We start from the raw sequence: 12,341 nt of genomic DNA on the forward strand, positions 1-12,341 counted from the left end.
CCCTTTTTTATTGGATATTTGTCGGCAGCCAGCAGCAGGCATTCAGACCAGAGCATTCGCTGCGATTATCCAGCGTAAGCTTTCCGTGATGCAGCTGAATGATGCGCAGGACAATGTTTAAACCAAGCCCGCTGCCGCCGTAGCGCTGATCCATACGTCGGAAAGGCTCGGTGAGCGTCTGGCGATGCTTTTCGTCAATGCCGGGACCCTGATCTGATACGGTCAGCGCTGTTCCCGTATCCTCAGGCGTCAGGGAGACGGTAACCACGCTTTTCTCCGGACCGTAACGGGATGCATTTTCTAACAGGTTGCGCAGCATCAGGCGTAACAATACTGCATCTCCCTGTACCGAACCGGCGCTTTCCTGCGGCCATTCGATAGTTTGTTGCCGCAGCGCCATCATCTCATCCATTTCCATTTTCAGCGGCGCAATTATGTCACGGGTCCATGTCAGCGTGCTGTAGTGCCCGCTGGCCAGCGCCTGGCCAGCTCTCGATAACATCAGTAGTTGTTCGATGGTGTGCATTAATTGATCGATGCGATCCAGAAGCATTGGCGCCTGCGGATTACCCGAGTTTGCCATCAGTTCCAGATGCAATCTGAGGCCTGCCAGCGGCGTGCGCAGTTCATGAGCTGCATCGGCGGTAAACAGGCGTTCCTGTTGAATTGACTGGTCCAGACGCCCCAGCAACTGGTTTAACGAGCTGGTCACCGCCATCACCTCTTCCATATCCGAATACATCGGCACGGGAGAAAGGTTATCCGCAGACCGGTTGGCAAGGCTCGTGCGCAGACGGTTTAAAGGACGCGTAATCCAGGTGATCGCCCAAAAAGAGAAGAACAGCGTAAAACCAATCATCACCAGCGAAGGCACCAACAGCGAGGCGATGGCTTCGTGGATCTCTTTCTCAACGTGCTGGTTACGTGATTTGGCTGAAAGCGTTTCGTTTACCAGAAAACCGATTTGCTCCTGGCTTTCATGCCAGAGCCAGAGAGCGCTAACCACCTGAAAAAATAAAAGAATTATCGCAAGCAGAAGCATTAACCGCCGACGCATGCTATTCATATTCGGCTTTCCAGACGATAGCCAACGCCGCGCACGGTTTTGATTCGCTCTTTGCCTAATTTGCGGCGCAGATTGTGGATGTGCACCTCAAGCGTGTTCGAACCGGGATCGTCCTGCCAGCTATAGATATCCTGCTGCAACGTTTCGCGATGAACCGTCTGCCCGATGCGCATCATTAAACGAGTGAGAAGGGCGAATTCTTTCGGGGTAACTTCCAGCGGCTGTTCTTGCAGCAAAACCTGCTGCGTTTGTAAGTTGAGCGTTAAGTCAGCCTGCTGTAAAAGATTATCGCTGTGTCCCTGGTAGCGGCGGATCAGCGCCCGTGCACGGGCCTGAAGTTCCACCAGCGCGAAGGGTTTAATCAGATAGTCGTCAGCGCCGGAATCCAGCCCTTTAACCCGGTCTTCAAGCGCATCGCGTGCGGTCAGGATCAGTACGGGATTGCGTACGCCACGGCGGCGCCACTGGCTGAGCAGGGCGGCGCCGTCTTTGTCCGGCAGACCGAGATCCAGAATAACCAGGCTGTATTCACCGCTTTGTATTAACGCGTCAGCTTCAGCGGCTGTAGCGGCACAATCCAGCGCATAGCCCTCATTACCCAGCGCTTGCGCCAGGCCTTTCTGTAACAGTAAATCATCTTCAACAATTAACAGTTTCATGTTCAGTTATTCTGATAGATATCCTTATAGAGTCGACTTTCGAAGCGCACTAACGGGATACGACGGTTACGTTGATCGGCAGGCTCTACGGCATAACCGGATAAATACTGCACAAAGGCCATCCGCTGACCGCTGGCCGTAGTGATGAAACCTGCCAGGTTATATACCCCTTGCAGCGAACCTGTTTTTGCAGACACTTTGCCATCCACGCCTGCGGCATGCAGGCCAGCGCGATACTGAAGTGAACCATCGTAACCGGCTAAGGGCAGCATTGAGATAAAGTTTAGCTGAGTGTCGTTCTGCGCGATGTATTGCAGCACCTGCATCATGGTGGCTGGCGAAATTAAGTTATGACGGGATAAACCCGAACCGTCCACCAGAATAGTATTGCCTAAATTAACGCCGGCCTTCTGGCTTAAGATCTGACGTACTGCATCTGCGCCTGCACGCCAGGTGCCCGGCACGCCAAACCGATTATGGCCAATGGTGCGGAAAACGGTATCGGCAATCATATTGTCCGATTTTTTGAGCATGATTTTTAGCAGATCATGCAATGGGGCAGATTCTTTACTGGCGATAACGGTGCCCGGCGTCTTCACCAGTGTCTGACGTAACAAGGTGCCGCTATAGGTGATTCCCGCCTCTTTTAGCTCGGCCTTCAGGATTGCGCCTGCGTAGCTGGCACCGTCCTGAATGGCAAACGCCAGCGGAAGCGGATCCGCGCGTTGCGTCATGCAGCCCGTAAGAGTAAAGCGGTTAAGATCGCCCGGTACGACATCCAGCTCGCAATACTGCGCATCCGGCGAACCTTTGGCGAGAGTCCTTACCTGACTGTTCATCAGCACCGGATACCAGGATGCGATACGAACATATGCCAGGTCGTCAGGCTTCGGAGCGCTATAGAGCGATATGGAGAAGCAGTTGCGGTCAACGATGGCTGCCGCTGGCGGCGCGCTGAAACACTGGGTCATGTCATTCCACGGCCAGCCTGGCGCTTTATCGTGGCTGGCAAACACGGAGGTGTCGATCAGCACATTTCCCTGAATCTGCTGGACGCCGGACTTTTTCAGCACGGCTACCATATTGCGAATATCCTGACGTTTTAGCGTCGGATCGCCGCCAAATCGCGCCACAAGATCGCCATTTAGCACGCCATTGCTTACCTGAGCCTGGCTTTCAAGGGTCGTAGTAAAGCGAAAATCTGGCCCGAGCTGTAGCAGCGCCGCCAGCGCGGTAATCACTTTTTGTGTACTGGCAGGCAGGGCCATCTGCTGACTGTGATAGTCAATCGTTGGAGCCTGCGCACCCACCTTCTGCACTATCAGCGCCAGGTTTGCCCCGTCAGGTAACTGGGAGGTGTACTCTTCAACGTTGGCGGCCTGAACGTTCAATACCACTGCACTGGTCAATCCAATGACAAATCTAAAAAATCGCATAATCTCGCGGTAACAGCCTGGAAACGTGCAGCCATACTACGGTGCATCGCGGTGCAAAGTAAACGATGACCCTTGTGGAACTCCAGGGTAAAATACGTATCAAATTGAAAACCGTTCCTGACCTGGGGTTTTGCTCCGGGTCAGTTTTCTTTTATTTGTTGTCAGGCGAATGCTCTGGCTATGCTCTTAAGTCAGCACAACTGAAGGCCGTGCTGAACAGGACAGTTTTTAAGAGGTATAACAAATGCAACCTATTCCGATGACCTTACGAGGTGCTGAAAGATTACGCGAAGAGCTCGACTTCCTGAAGTCGGTTCGCCGCCCGGAAATCATTGCCGCAATTGCCGATGCTCGTGAGCACGGCGACCTGAAAGAAAATGCTGAATACCACGCGGCGCGCGAGCAGCAGGGTTTCTGTGAAGGCCGTATTCAGGATATTGAAGCCAAGTTATCTAACGCCCAGGTTATCGATGTCACCAAAATGCCTAACAATGGCCGTGTGATTTTTGGTGCCACGGTGACCGTGCTGAATCTTGAGAACGATGAAGAGCAGGCTTATCGCATTGTTGGCGATGATGAGGCTGATTTTAAACAGAATCTTATTTCCGTTAATTCACCTATCGCACGCGGTCTGGTGGGGAAAGAGCAGGATGACGTTGTCGTTATCCGCACGCCGGGCGGCGATGTCGAGTTCGAGATCGTCAAAGTGGAATATTTATAATTTCTGCTAAGCTGATTGCCGACGTGGCGTATTGTAAAGAAAGGAAAAAGGCCGCATAGCGGCCTTTTATCAGCTAACAGAGCGTGGCATTTTGCTCACTCTGCGCTTATTTTGGCAGAGAAATTTTACGCTCTTTAGACGGGCGATATAGCACCAGCGTTTTACCGATGACCTGTACATTACAGGCGCCGGTTTCCCGCACGATGGCATCCACTATCAGGGTTTTTGTCTCACGATCTTCCGTTGCGACTTTGACCTTGATTAACTCATGGTGCCCAAGTGCTTGTTCAATCTCGGCCAGTACCCCTTCGGTCAAACCATTATTGCCAAGCATGACTACCGGCTTGAGTGGATGAGCAAGACCTTTCAGGTGCTGTTTTTGTTTAGTACTCAGATTCATCGTATTATTTGCTTACGTTGGGATTGAAAACGGTTCATTCTACCGCCATCTCCAGTGTATCGCCAAATCGGCTGTGCTGATTTTTAACAGTCTGCCACTCACGATGAACAAAGTTGGAAATTGAGATGACAGGTAAGAAGCGTTCTGCCAGCTCCAGTCGCTGGCTGCAGGAACACTTTAGCGATAAATATGTACTTCAGGCACAGAAAAAGGGGTTGCGTTCCCGTGCCTGGTTTAAACTTGATGAAATACAGCAAAGTGACAAACTTTTTAAGCCAGGAATGACGGTTGTCGATCTTGGCGCTGCTCCCGGAGGCTGGTCACAGTACGTTGTGACAGAAATCGGGAATCAAGGGCGAATCATTGCTTGCGATCTTTTACCAATGGATCCTATCGTTGGTGTGGACTTCCTTCAGGGCGATTTTCGTGATGAATTAGTCGTCAAGGCCCTGCTGGAGCGTGTTGGTGACAGTAAAGTTCAGGTTGTCATGTCAGATATGGCACCAAACATGAGCGGGACACCGGCAGTAGATATTCCGCGCGCTATGTATCTGGTAGAACTGGCACTGGAAATGTGCCGCGACGTTCTGGCGCCGGGCGGAAGTTTTGTAGTGAAAGTGTTTCAAGGCGAAGGTTTCGATGAATACCTGCGAGAAATTCGCTCCCTGTTTACGAAGGTTAAAGTTCGTAAACCGGACTCTTCTCGTGCCCGCTCACGTGAAGTGTACATTGTAGCGACCGGGCGCAAAGTATAGTACCCTGACGCTGTTTGTTAACACAGTTGTAATATGAGGTTAATCCCTTGAGTGACATGGCGAAAAACCTAATACTCTGGCTGGTCATCGCGGTTGTGCTGATGTCTGTGTTCCAGAGCTTTGGGCCCAGCGAGTCAAACGGCCGTAGGGTGGATTATTCCACTTTCCTGTCTGAAGTGAATCAGGACCAGGTTCGCGAAGCGCGTATCAATGGACGTGAAATCAACGTTACCAAGAAAGATAGTAACCGATACACGACGTACATCCCCGTTAACGATCCCAAGCTGCTTGATAATCTGCTGACCAAGAACGTTAAAGTGGTAGGCGAGCCGCCTGAAGAGCCGAGCTTGCTGGCTTCTATCTTTATTTCCTGGTTCCCAATGCTGTTGTTGATTGGGGTCTGGATCTTCTTTATGCGCCAGATGCAGGGCGGCGGTGGCAAAGGTGCCATGTCGTTCGGTAAGAGCAAGGCGCGTATGCTCACCGAAGACCAAATCAAAACCACTTTTGCCGATGTCGCAGGCTGTGACGAAGCAAAAGAAGAGGTGGCTGAGCTGGTTGAGTACCTTCGTGAGCCGAGCCGTTTCCAGAAACTGGGCGGCAAAATCCCGAAAGGCGTGCTGATGGTTGGCCCTCCGGGTACCGGTAAAACCCTGCTGGCGAAAGCCATCGCGGGTGAAGCGAAAGTGCCATTCTTTACTATCTCCGGTTCTGACTTCGTGGAAATGTTCGTCGGCGTAGGCGCATCCCGCGTGCGTGATATGTTCGAACAGGCCAAGAAAGCGGCACCGTGCATCATCTTTATCGATGAAATCGACGCCGTCGGCCGCCAGCGTGGCGCAGGTTTAGGCGGTGGTCACGATGAACGTGAGCAGACGCTGAACCAGATGCTGGTTGAGATGGATGGTTTTGAAGGCAACGAAGGTATCATCGTTATCGCCGCGACTAACCGTCCGGACGTTCTTGACCCGGCATTGCTGCGTCCTGGCCGTTTCGACCGTCAGGTTGTGGTCGGTCTGCCAGACGTGCGTGGTCGCGAGCAAATCCTGAAGGTGCATATGCGCCGTGTGCCACTGGCACCCGATATCGATGCGGCAATCATTGCCCGCGGTACGCCAGGTTTCTCCGGTGCGGACCTTGCAAACCTCGTGAACGAAGCTGCGCTGTTTGCCGCCCGCGGCAACAAACGTGTCGTTTCGATGGTTGAATTCGAAAAAGCGAAAGACAAAATCATGATGGGTGCGGAACGTCGCTCCATGGTGATGACGGAAGCGCAGAAAGAATCCACCGCGTATCACGAAGCAGGTCACGCCATTATCGGTCGCCTGGTGCCGGAACACGATCCGGTGCACAAAGTAACGATTATTCCGCGCGGCCGTGCGCTGGGGGTAACCTTCTTCCTGCCCGAGGGCGATGCAATCAGCGCCAGCCGTCAGAAGCTGGAAAGCCAGATTTCTACGCTGTACGGCGGCCGTCTGGCGGAAGAGATTATTTACGGTGCGGAGCATGTTTCTACCGGGGCGTCTAACGACATTAAAGTCGCGACTAACCTGGCGCGTAATATGGTCACTCAGTGGGGCTTCTCCGAAAAACTTGGTCCGCTGCTGTACGCGGAAGAAGAGGGCGAAGTATTCCTGGGTCGTTCCGTAGCGAAAGCAAAACACATGTCCGATGAGACCGCGCGTATCATCGATCAGGAAGTGAAGCTGCTGATTGAGCGTAACTATGCTCGTGCTCGCCAGCTCCTGAATGAGAACATGGATATCCTTCACACTATGAAAGACGCACTGATGAAGTATGAAACCATCGATGCGCCACAGATTGACGATCTGATGGCTCGCCGCGATGTGCGTCCGCCAGCGGGTTGGGATGAATCGAATAACGGCAACAACAATTCTGATAACAACGGGAAACCACGTGCACCGCGTCCGGTCGATGAGCCGCGTACGCCGAATCCTGGTAACACCATGTCAGAACAGTTGGGCGATAAGTAAGCCGAGTCCGATCTATGTTTTTGCAGTAAGTAATCCAAACCCCGGGCTGGTCCCGGGGTTTTTGTTTTTGTCTTAACCAAAGCCGATTCAGAGGAACTTTGATGAAACTCACCGCCCAGGGCACCGCGCTCGATCTCGCTCATCCTCACGTTATGGGAATTTTAAACGTTACTCCGGATTCGTTTTCCGATGGGGGAAAACACAACTCGCTGGTTGAGGCGGTAAAGCACGCTAATGCGATGATTAACGCCGGGGCGACAATTATTGATATCGGTGGTGAATCTACGCGGCCGGGAGCGGCTGAGGTGAGCGTGGAGGATGAACTGGCGAGAGTGATTCCAGTCGTTGAGGCGATTGCGCAGCGGTTCGAAGTATGGATCTCTATTGATACGTCCAAACCTGAAGTGATCCGCGAATCGGCGCGCGTCGGGGCGCACATCATTAATGACATCCGTTCGCTAACGGAACCGGGGGCGCTGGAAGCCGCCGCCGAAACAGGATTGCCGGTTTGCCTGATGCATATGCAGGGCAACCCTAAAAATATGCAGCAGGCGCCGCACTATGTCGATGTTTTTGAAGAGGTTAACCGCTTCTTTATTGAGCATATCGCCCGTTGTGAAGCGGCAGGCATCGCAAAAGAAAAATTGTTACTCGACCCGGGCTTCGGTTTCGGTAAAAATCTTAGCCATAATTACCAACTTCTTGCCCGACTTTCAGAATTCCATCACTTTGGCTTGCCGCTGTTGGTCGGAATGTCGCGTAAATCAATGGTTGGCCAGCTGCTTAACGTCGGGCCGGATCAGCGCCTGAGCGGCAGTCTTGCTTGTGCCGTCGTTGCGGCAATGCAGGGGGCGCATATCATCCGAGTTCACGACGTGAAAGAAACCGTAGAAGCTATGCGCGTGGTTGAAGCCACACTTTCAGCGAAGGAAAACAAACGCTATGAGTAACCGTAAATATTTTGGCACCGATGGCATTCGTGGACGTGTCGGCGATAGTCCAATCACGCCTGATTTCGTTCTGAAGCTGGGTTGGGCGGCGGGTAAAGTTCTGGCTCGTCACGGCTCGCGTAAAATCATCATCGGAAAAGACACGCGTATTTCCGGCTATATGCTGGAGTCTGCCCTTGAGGCCGGGCTGGCCGCGGCCGGGCTGTCGGCATCTTTTACCGGCCCGATGCCAACGCCTGCTGTAGCGTATTTGACGCGAGCGTTCCGCGCTGAAGCTGGCATCGTTATTTCTGCTTCCCATAATCCTTTTTACGATAACGGCATTAAATTCTTTTCCATCGACGGCACCAAACTGCCTGACGAAGTGGAAGAAGCCATTGAAGCTGAAATGGAAAAAGAGATCACCTGCGTAGATTCCGCCGAACTGGGTAAAGCCAGCCGCATCGTTGATGCCGCAGGACGCTATATCGAATTTTGCAAAGGCACTTTCCCGAACGAGCTGAGCCTGAACGGGTTAAAAATTGTGGTGGACTGCGCCAACGGGGCAACCTACCACATCGCGCCGAACGTACTGCGTGAGCTGGGCGCAACCGTTATTGCCGTTGGCTGTGAGCCTGACGGCGTTAATATCAACGAAAAATGCGGTGCAACAGACGTTCGCATGTTGCAGGAAAGGGTGCTGGCGGAAAAGGCCGACCTCGGTATCGCATTTGACGGCGACGGCGATCGCGTCATCATGGTTGATAACCAGGGTCTTAAAGTAGACGGCGACCAGATCCTTTACATTATCGCCCGCGAGGGGCTGCGTCAGGGCCAGCTGCGCGGCGGTGCGGTTGGCACCTTGATGAGCAATATGGGCCTTGAGCTGGCGCTCAAACAGCTTGGTATCCCGTTTGCCCGTGCGAAAGTGGGCGACCGCTACGTGCTGGAAAAATTGCAGGAAAAAGGCTGGAGAATTGGCGCGGAAAACTCCGGTCATATCATTCTGCTTGATAAAACCACAACCGGTGACGGTATTGTTGCAGGTTTGCAAGTGCTTACCGCAATGGTCCGCAATCATATGAGCCTGCACGACCTTTGCAGCGGAATGAAATTATTCCCGCAAATTCTGGTGAACGTGCGGTTTAAAGCCGGCAGTGGCGATCCGCTGGAACATGACAGCGTGAAAAAAGTGACCGCTGAAGTAGAAGAGGCGCTGGGTAATCGTGGGCGCGTTCTGCTGCGTAAATCTGGTACGGAGCCATTAATTCGTGTGATGGTGGAAGGCGAAGATAATACTCTGGTAACGGAATACGCCAATCGCATCGCAGATGCGGTCAAATCCGTTTAATAACATAGCGCCAAAGCGAACAAAAAGGCGGCGCCCACCGCCTGTTTTGTAAGCAAAAATTGGGCCGTTGCTGTTTTTTTCTGCAATCGGTGCAATGTTAAGAAATTGCCCTTGCGCACCACCGCTGCTTTGGTTAGTATTCTCACCCGCTTCAGTGGGTAAACGCAAATTTGCCTGCTTACTGGTTTGAAGCTCAAGGTATGCGGTAACCCCGCAAGGAACAGGTTGATTATGTACGAAGCTCTTTTGGTAGTTTTCCTTATTGTAGCCCTGGGCCTTGTAGGTCTTATCATGCTGCAACAAGGTAAAGGCGCTGATATGGGAGCCTCCTTCGGTGCAGGCGCCTCCGGAACCTTATTCGGCTCAAGTGGTTCAGGTAACTTCATGACCCGCATGACCGCTGTGTTGGCGACGCTGTTCTTCATCATCAGCTTGGTGCTGGGGAATATCAACAGCAACAAAACCAGTAAAGGAAGTGAGTGGGATAATTTAAGTCAGCCAGCGAAATCTGAGCAGACAACGCCAGCGGCACCTACCAGGCCTGCCAGCGATATCCCACAGTAATAAGCAGTAAGCTTCTGTGCGGTAAGATGTGATTACCGTGCGCAAAGTGCCGAGGTGGTGGAATTGGTAGACACGCTACCTTGAGGTGGTAGTGCCCGATTGGGCTTACGGGTTCAAGTCCCGTCCTCGGTACCAAATCCCAGCAATTCTTGCATTTATTGCAATTCTGGCGTAGTATTTGCCACGTTTTCGGACGCGGGGTGGAGCAGCCTGGTAGCTCGTCGGGCTCATAACCCGAAGGTCGTCGGTTCAAATCCGGCCCCCGCAACCACTTTCCCTGAGAGTTCTTTTTCAAAGATACTGTGAGCCATTCGGTGCCTCGCGAAGAATTTAGAAAAAAATTCTCTGGACGGTGTCCGGGCCGCAATTGCGGCATACAGGGTTCAGTTATATAAAGCCCCGATTTATCGGGGTTTTTTGTTATCTGACTTCAGAATAACTGGGCTATATGCCCTTTTTTTATGTCTTGGGGGTGGGCTTGTCCACATTAGAGCAAAAATTAACAGAGATGATTACAGCACCCGTCGAAGCACTGGGCTACGAACTGGTGGGTATCGAATTCATTCGTGGTCGCCAATCTACGCTGCGCATCTATATTGATAGTGAAGACGGCATCAATGTTGATGATTGCGCTGATGTCAGTCACCAGGTCAGTGCAGTGTTAGACGTCGAAGATCCTATCACTGTGGCCTACAACCTTGAAGTTTCCTCACCTGGCCTCGATCGACCAATGTTTATTAGCCAACATTACGTTCGCTATACTGGCGAAGAAGTGAGCATTGTGTTGCGTATGGCCGTGCAAAACCGTCGCAAATGGCAGGGTATTATCAAAGCCGTTGAGGGTGAGATGATCACGGTCACGGTCGAAGGCAAAGACGAAGTGTTCGCACTGAGCAACATCCAGAAAGCGAACCTGGTACCCCACTTTTAATAGTTTGGATTGAGGTGAAAACCCAGGATGAACAAAGAAATTTTGGCTGTTGTAGAAGCAGTTTCCAACGAAAAATCCCTCCCACGCGAGAAGATTTTTGAAGCACTGGAAAGTGCGCTGGCAACGGCGACGAAGAAAAAATATGAGCAAGAGATCGATGTCCGTGTAAGCATCGATCGTAAAAGTGGTGACTTTGATACTTTCCGCCGCTGGGTCATTGTAGAAGAAGTCACCCAGCCGACGCGTGAAATCACCCTTGATGCCGCTCAATTCGAAAACCCTGAGCTGAACGTAGGCGAATACGTTGAAGACCAGATTGAATCTGTAACCTTCGACCGCATTACGACGCAAACGGCTAAGCAAGTTATCGTTCAAAAAGTTCGTGAAGCTGAACGTGCGATGGTTGTGGACCAGTTCCGTGAGCAGGAAGGCGAGATTATTACCGGTGTAGTGAAGAAGGTTAACCGTGATAATATTTCGCTCGAAGTTCGTCCAGTCGATGGTTCTAATACCAGCGCTGAAGCCGTCATCATTCGTGAAGATATGCTGCCACGCGAAAACTTCCGTCCGGGCGATCGTATTCGCGGCGTGCTTTATGCTGTCCGTCCTGAAGCTCGTGGCGCACAGCTGTTCGTTAGCCGTTCCAAACCGGAAATGCTGATTGAACTGTTCCGTATTGAAGTGCCAGAAATCGGCGAAGAAGTCATTGAAATTAAGGCTGCCGCCCGCGATCCGGGTTCTCGTGCGAAAATTGCCGTGAAGACTAATGACAAACGTATCGATCCGGTTGGCGCTTGCGTCGGTATGCGCGGTGCGCGCGTACAGGCAGTTTCCACTGAACTGGGCGGCGAACGTATTGATATCGTGCTGTGGGACGACAACCCGGCGCAGTTTGTTATCAACGCGATGGCCCCTGCTGATGTGGCTTCCATTGTGGTTGATGAAGACAAACACACGATGGATATCGCGGTAGAGGCAGGCAATCTGGCGCAGGCGATTGGCCGTAACGGTCAAAACGTGCGTCTGGCTGCACAGCTAAGCGGCTGGGAACTCAACGTGATGACCGTTGACGATCTACAAGCTAAGCACCAGGCTGAAGCACATGCGGCCATTGATACCTTTACCAAATACCTCGACATTGACGAGGATTTCGCCACCGTGTTGGTTGAAGAAGGTTTCTCAACGCTTGAAGAACTGGCTTACGTGCCAATGAAAGAGCTGCTGGAAGTAGACGGCCTTGATGAAGACACCGTGGAAGCATTACGCGATCGTGCTAAAAACGCCCTCACCACTCTGGCGCTTGCTCAGGAAGAGAGCCTTGGCGACAAAAAACCTCAGGAAGATCTGCTGAATCTTGAAGGTATGGATCGCACGCTGGCCTTTAAACTGGCATCGCATGGAGTGAGCTCGCTGGAAGATCTGGCTGAGCAAGGTGTCGACGACCTGTCAGATATTGAAGGGTTAACCAACGAGAAAGCCGGTGAATTGATCATGGCAGCTCGCAATATTTGTTGGTTTGGCGGCGAAGCGTAATA

12 protein-coding genes and 2 tRNA genes are annotated in these 12,341 nt (G+C 52.1%); 10 read left to right on the forward strand and 4 right to left on the reverse strand.

The features are described 5' to 3' along the window. Positions 1-7 precede the first annotated feature (7 nt). From pmrB to dacB, 3 genes are read right to left on the reverse strand one after another with little or no spacing between them, the layout of a single operon-like run. Entirely contained in the window at positions 8-1,066 is a 1,059-nt protein-coding gene (gene pmrB, locus E2L00_RS08920) for a two-component system sensor histidine kinase PmrB (protein WP_167610052.1), read from the reverse strand. Then, the gene (gene pmrA / locus E2L00_RS08925) at positions 1,063-1,725 is read right to left on the reverse strand and encodes a two-component system response regulator PmrA (RefSeq protein WP_167610055.1); all 663 of its coding nucleotides are present in this window, start codon (positions 1,723-1,725) and stop codon (positions 1,063-1,065) included. Before pmrA ends, pmrB begins: the two co-directional genes overlap by 4 nt. 2 nt (positions 1,726-1,727) lie before the next feature. Then, positions 1,728-3,161 (reverse strand): serine-type D-Ala-D-Ala carboxypeptidase, encoded by a 1,434-nt coding sequence (gene dacB, locus E2L00_RS08930; RefSeq protein WP_167610058.1) that lies wholly within the window; start codon positions 3,159-3,161, stop codon positions 1,728-1,730. A gap of 244 nt (positions 3,162-3,405) precedes the next feature. Between dacB and greA the strand changes: the two genes are divergently transcribed. Further along, complete coding sequence (gene greA / locus E2L00_RS08935; RefSeq protein ID WP_167610061.1) at positions 3,406-3,882, forward strand: transcription elongation factor GreA; 477 nt, start codon at positions 3,406-3,408, stop codon at positions 3,880-3,882. 106 nt (positions 3,883-3,988) lie between these two features. Here greA and yhbY read toward each other — a convergent pair whose 3' ends face one another. Further along, on the reverse strand, positions 3,989-4,282 hold the full coding sequence (gene yhbY / locus E2L00_RS08940; protein ID WP_167610064.1) for a ribosome assembly RNA-binding protein YhbY: 294 nt from the start codon (positions 4,280-4,282) through the stop codon (positions 3,989-3,991). Positions 4,283-4,407: 125 nt separating this feature from the next. On the opposite strand from yhbY, the gene rlmE reads away from it, so the two are divergent. The 9 genes from rlmE (at position 4,408) to nusA (ending at position 12,339) form a co-directional block, all read left to right on the forward strand. Beyond that, on the forward strand, positions 4,408-5,037 hold the full coding sequence (gene rlmE, locus E2L00_RS08945) for a 23S rRNA (uridine(2552)-2'-O)-methyltransferase RlmE (protein ID WP_167610764.1): 630 nt from the start codon (positions 4,408-4,410) through the stop codon (positions 5,035-5,037). 56 nt (positions 5,038-5,093) lie between these two features. Further along, on the forward strand, positions 5,094-7,031 hold the full coding sequence (gene ftsH, locus E2L00_RS08950; RefSeq protein WP_167610067.1) for an ATP-dependent zinc metalloprotease FtsH: 1,938 nt from the start codon (positions 5,094-5,096) through the stop codon (positions 7,029-7,031). Between the two features lie 101 nt (positions 7,032-7,132). Beyond that, positions 7,133-7,981 (forward strand): dihydropteroate synthase, encoded by an 849-nt coding sequence (folP, locus tag E2L00_RS08955; RefSeq protein WP_167610070.1) that lies wholly within the window; start codon positions 7,133-7,135, stop codon positions 7,979-7,981. Beyond that, positions 7,974-9,311 (forward strand): phosphoglucosamine mutase, encoded by a 1,338-nt coding sequence (glmM, locus tag E2L00_RS08960; RefSeq protein WP_167610073.1) that lies wholly within the window; start codon positions 7,974-7,976, stop codon positions 9,309-9,311. Before folP ends, glmM begins: the two co-directional genes overlap by 8 nt. 231 nt (positions 9,312-9,542) lie before the next feature. Further along, positions 9,543-9,875 (forward strand): preprotein translocase subunit SecG, encoded by a 333-nt coding sequence (secG, locus tag E2L00_RS08965; RefSeq protein ID WP_167610076.1) that lies wholly within the window; start codon positions 9,543-9,545, stop codon positions 9,873-9,875. A 48-nt stretch (positions 9,876-9,923) separates the two neighbouring features. After that, a tRNA-Leu gene (locus E2L00_RS08970) sits at positions 9,924-10,010 on the forward strand. A 59-nt stretch (positions 10,011-10,069) separates the two neighbouring features. Next, positions 10,070-10,146 (forward strand) — tRNA-Met (locus E2L00_RS08975). Positions 10,147-10,353: 207 nt separating this feature from the next. Then, positions 10,354-10,806 (forward strand): ribosome maturation factor RimP, encoded by a 453-nt coding sequence (gene rimP, locus E2L00_RS08980; protein ID WP_167610079.1) that lies wholly within the window; start codon positions 10,354-10,356, stop codon positions 10,804-10,806. A gap of 27 nt (positions 10,807-10,833) precedes the next feature. Continuing rightward, complete coding sequence (nusA, locus tag E2L00_RS08985) at positions 10,834-12,339, forward strand: transcription termination factor NusA (RefSeq protein ID WP_167610082.1); 1,506 nt, start codon at positions 10,834-10,836, stop codon at positions 12,337-12,339. The last annotated feature ends 2 nt before the right edge of the window (positions 12,340-12,341 follow it).

This window comes from Cedecea colo, from assembly GCF_011808225.1.
In the GTDB taxonomy this organism is placed as follows: domain Bacteria; phylum Pseudomonadota; class Gammaproteobacteria; order Enterobacterales; family Enterobacteriaceae; genus Dryocola; species Dryocola colo.

What these genes read in the sequence shown, in the direction of transcription:
- pmrB (WP_167610052.1), bottom strand. Translation starts at nt 1,066, where the DNA reads ATGAATAGCATGCGTCGGCGGTTAATGCTTCTGCTTGCGATAATTCTT.
- pmrA (WP_167610055.1), bottom strand. Translation starts at nt 1,725, where the DNA reads ATGAAACTGTTAATTGTTGAAGATGATTTACTGTTACAGAAAGGCCTG.
- dacB (WP_167610058.1), bottom strand. Translation starts at nt 3,161, where the DNA reads ATGCGATTTTTTAGATTTGTCATTGGATTGACCAGTGCAGTGGTATTG.
- greA (WP_167610061.1), top strand. Translation starts at nt 3,406, where the DNA reads ATGCAACCTATTCCGATGACCTTACGAGGTGCTGAAAGATTACGCGAA.
- yhbY (WP_167610064.1), bottom strand. Translation starts at nt 4,282, where the DNA reads ATGAATCTGAGTACTAAACAAAAACAGCACCTGAAAGGTCTTGCTCAT.
- rlmE (WP_167610764.1), top strand. Translation starts at nt 4,408, where the DNA reads ATGACAGGTAAGAAGCGTTCTGCCAGCTCCAGTCGCTGGCTGCAGGAA.
- ftsH (WP_167610067.1), top strand. Translation starts at nt 5,094, where the DNA reads ATGGCGAAAAACCTAATACTCTGGCTGGTCATCGCGGTTGTGCTGATG.
- folP (WP_167610070.1), top strand. Translation starts at nt 7,133, where the DNA reads ATGAAACTCACCGCCCAGGGCACCGCGCTCGATCTCGCTCATCCTCAC.
- glmM (WP_167610073.1), top strand. Translation starts at nt 7,974, where the DNA reads ATGAGTAACCGTAAATATTTTGGCACCGATGGCATTCGTGGACGTGTC.
- secG (WP_167610076.1), top strand. Translation starts at nt 9,543, where the DNA reads ATGTACGAAGCTCTTTTGGTAGTTTTCCTTATTGTAGCCCTGGGCCTT.
- nusA (WP_167610082.1), top strand. Translation starts at nt 10,834, where the DNA reads ATGAACAAAGAAATTTTGGCTGTTGTAGAAGCAGTTTCCAACGAAAAA.